Below are 3,404 nucleotides of genomic sequence, written 5' to 3' on the forward strand. Positions count from 1 at the left end.
CATGTTAATATCACCACTAATGGGCCCGATTATTGGCATGGGTTACAGTTTGGCTACTTATGATTTTTTCCTGCTAAAAAAAGCAGCCTCTAATTTTGTCTTTGCAGTTGCCTCTGGGCTAATTACTTCTACCCTTTATTTTTTGGTTACTCCGATAAACGAGGCTCATTCAGAACTTTTGGCGAGAACTCAGCCTAATATATACGATGTCCTGATAGCACTTTTCGGAGGTTTGGCTGGGATTGTTGCAATGTCGAGTAAGGTCAAAGGGAACATCATCCCAGGAGTTGCCATCGCTACAGCTTTAATGCCACCATTGTGTACTGCGGGTTATGGCCTCGCTACGGCAAATTGGAGCTTTTTTTTGGGAGCGTTTTACTTGTTTACAATCAATACAGTTTTTATCGGAGCGGCCACATTGATAACAGTTCGGCTTCTTAAATTTCCGATGATAACTTATACCGATGAGAGGCAAAAAATAAAAGCAAACAGGTGGGTGACCTTTATTGCTCTAATGACCATGATTCCCAGTATTTATTTTGGTTATATTATGGTACAGCAGGAAAACTATAACCAAAACGCCACTTCTTTTATCAATAACGAGACCTTCATTGAAGGCGACTACCTGCTTCAATCAAAGATTAATGCTGCCGCTAAAAAAATATCATTGACTTATGGCGGTAAGGCTATTACAGAAGTTGAAAAGGAAAAATTAAAAAGTAAACTGCCCTTTTATGGCTTGGAAGGAACCGATCTGGCTATACAGCAAGGGTTTAAAATTAATGATACGGAACTTAAGACTTCGACACAAGATAAAACGCTTTCTGAACTAAACCGCCTGAGGTTAGATTTGGCAAACAATCAATTAAAATTAGATAGTATTGAGAAGAACCGAGAATTAGGTAAAGTTCTTTTAAAGGAAATCGAAGCTTTTTTTCCTCAAGTAATTGCCTGCTCTGTTGGAGAGCAGCTGTTTTTTAAGGACTCAATAGCAACTCCTTATTATTTGGTTGTTTTGAAGACGGATCTAAAACCTTTGTTGAATGCAGACCAAGTGAAATTGAAAACATGGCTTAACACGCGCTTGCAAGCAGATTCTATCGAGATTTTTATTGCCGACTAAAATTATTCCTTTTTATTGTCAATTATACATATAAAATAAACCGCCGCTTCCTAACTTATAGAACGAGGCAGAAACCGGATAATTTAAGCTTTAGCCTGTCATTGCTGGGCTCTTTTATCCGGTTTCTAAAAGATAAAACTTACTTTACTTTAGCCAAACATCTTTTTCAAAACAGGTGACCTGAGTTGCTTCTCCATCGCTCAATAAAAAAGTAAGAGGGAAAGTACCATCTTCATTCAGGAAAAAAGTTTCCGATCTGGGCGTAAAAGCAATTTCTTTATTGTCCCATAGCTGTTTTAATATCAATCCGTTTGCTGAAGATCGGATATCGATCTTAAAGCTATTGTTTTTTAAACTATAAGTTCCTTCAAGACCTTTAAGTTGTGCTGCAGATAGCGGTTTGACTATTTTGGGATCAAATTCGACTTTTACCGTTACTATTTTATCCAATATCTTAGCAGAAGTAAACTGACCAGAACTGTCTTTTAGGAATTCGACTTTGTGACCTTCTTCTTTTGATTCAAAGTTTGTTTCATTGATTTGGATAAGCTGATATTCTTTGTTATTCCATTGGGCAAAAAGCACATTGTCTTTTAGCTCAAATTGAATAAAAGATGCATTATCGGGAAGCTGATAATGTCCTACGAACATTTCGAGAGGTACAGTTTTAGATTGCTGGCTATCTCCTTGTGCAATAACACCTGCAAGGGCGGGTGTTTGTACAAAACAGTTCATTGAAATAATTGCGCTTCCGAATAAAATGCCGCTGATGACCACACGGATCTTTGGGGCGATTGCTGACTTAAATGAGTTCATTGTTTTCATAATTATCTTTTTTTATGCAATGATAACCCTTTAGCGATTAGAAGAAGTTCGGATGGATGCAAATGAACAGAATGCGGTTAATGAGCTTCCGAATTTGCTTTAATGTATTCTTTAGGAGTGAGCTTAGTTGCTTTTTTAAAGGTGGTATAAAATGTAGTTTTGGAGTTGAAGCCGGCTCTGATAGCAACACCGAACATATCTAAATGCTTGGTATCTTCCGATAATAGAAGTGACTTTGCTTCCTCTGTTCGCAACTCATTTATAAACTGATAAAAATTCTTGCCGACTCCATTGTTAAGGACGTAGGATAGTTCATGTGTGTTGATGCCTATTTTATCTGAAAGTGCTGAAAGTGTTAGGCTTGGATCAAGATATAGTTTTTCATCGACTGTTTTTCGCATCACTATATATTTGAGTCCTTCAACTTGTTCAGGCGTAAGTCGTTCATTTAGTGCTTTTTTGGGTGCTATTTCGTCTTTTTCAGCTGGATGATATGTTTCAATAGCATAAATTGATTTTTGAGTTAGTGTTGAATATGCCAAAAGAATTATCCCCAAAAAGTATAGAATGGGAGAGAAATAAGTTGCCTGAATATTGGATATACTCAGTATACGAATGAAAATCAAGAATAATACTGAAATCAACAGATATCTTAGCCATTCAAGATCTATTTTTTCGGTAAACGAAGCCACCATCTTTAAGTTTTTTTGGTGACGACGGAGCAAAGAGAAACAGAGGATCCAGTAATAAATCGTCTGGATGAAGAAAAAGTATCGAACAATAAACCCGATCCACGAAGGCAATAGATCGTTTTGTTCATTAAATAGGTTTGGCATTAAATAAACCAGGGAAAATATAAGGAAAAGCAGAAAAGGAACGAAATGGAAAAACCATTTCTTTTTAGGCAAAGATGGAGACACGTAACTGTTTACTGCCATATAAAGGCAGGGGAGCATTGCCCATCTAGGTAGTTCGAGTAGATGGATAAGGAAACTTCCTCCAATTCCAAAGCCTTCCAGGAAAAGCTGTGTAAAAGTGCATGCAAGAATATAATAGAATGCGCCAAGCCATCGATTGGCTTGGATATTCACTTTATCGAACCCCATAAAAAGAAGGGACCCTAATAGCCATAATGCTCCACTTGAAAAGGCATAGAAAGCAGCTAAGGTATTTATTTCAGACATCGGATAATTAGGACTGTTTCCGTAAATTTAAGGTATTTGAGTTGTTCATTGTCGTTATTTTTTGTTAAAGTAGATACATTCCATTATACTTTGGTTCGAAGTTATCCAACCGAACTAGAAGATGTAATGGTTAAACGAAAACTATTGGTGCGATATGTAGTCTTTGAGAGACTTTTATTTACTATTTAAGTGTGAAATAGCTTTCTAAGCGTTTATAAAAAAAATCCAGATAAAAATTTGTGTAACTCGAGGGTTACGCTTATATTCGTAAC

The 3,404-nt window shown here is 36.7% G+C and carries 3 protein-coding genes; 1 reads left to right on the forward strand and 2 read right to left on the reverse strand.

The window, feature by feature from the left end:
• A partial coding sequence (locus ABWO41_RS16800; RefSeq protein ID WP_353140483.1) for a DUF389 domain-containing protein occupies positions 1–1,123 on the forward strand: 1,123 nt, incomplete at its 5' end.
• Positions 1,124–1,267: 144 nt separating this feature from the next.
• On the opposite strand, the gene ABWO41_RS16805 is transcribed toward ABWO41_RS16800, so the two are convergent.
• Entirely contained in the window at positions 1,268–1,948 is a 681-nt protein-coding gene (locus tag ABWO41_RS16805) for a hypothetical protein (protein ID WP_353140485.1), read from the reverse strand.
• A 77-nt stretch (positions 1,949–2,025) separates the two neighbouring features.
• Entirely contained in the window at positions 2,026–3,132 is a 1,107-nt protein-coding gene (locus tag ABWO41_RS16810; protein WP_353140487.1) for a helix-turn-helix domain-containing protein, read from the reverse strand.
• Positions 3,133–3,404 lie beyond the last annotated feature (272 nt).

The organism is Pseudopedobacter sp. (assembly GCF_040392825.1).
Lineage (GTDB): Bacteria > Bacteroidota > Bacteroidia > Sphingobacteriales > Sphingobacteriaceae > Pseudopedobacter.